Consider the following 320-nt stretch of genomic DNA (forward strand, 5'->3'; position numbering starts at 1 on the left):
GCCGGTGAAACCAGCGCGCCATACACCCATGCTGCGCAGGGTGATGACGTCTACAACGATGCTGGCCAGATCAGCCTGGGTATCAATTCGGCGGTAGACGTCACTGGCGCTAAGTTCGAGAACCTGCAACTGGGCGGTGCGGCTTCGGTTCAAGTGACCGATACCACCGATGAAGTAGTGGCCAAGCTGACCGCGACGCCTTCGGTGACCGAAGGCGGCGAGATCACCTACACCATCACCCTGACCAACAAAGACGGTCTGCCGATCAACAACCACAGTGCATTGACCTTCACGCTGAGCGACGGCAAAACCGTCATCAC

The 320-nt window shown here is 58.4% G+C and carries 1 protein-coding gene; it reads left to right on the forward strand.

Annotation, left to right across the window (positions count from 1 at the left end):
* Positions 1–320: immunoglobulin-like domain-containing protein (locus tag ACTJJN_RS27085; protein ID WP_440781811.1), on the forward strand; the 320-nt coding region annotated here is incomplete at both ends.

Origin of the sequence: Pseudomonas sp. 22515 (assembly GCF_052044625.1) — a bacterium.
GTDB lineage: Bacteria > Pseudomonadota > Gammaproteobacteria > Pseudomonadales > Pseudomonadaceae > Aquipseudomonas > Aquipseudomonas alloputida.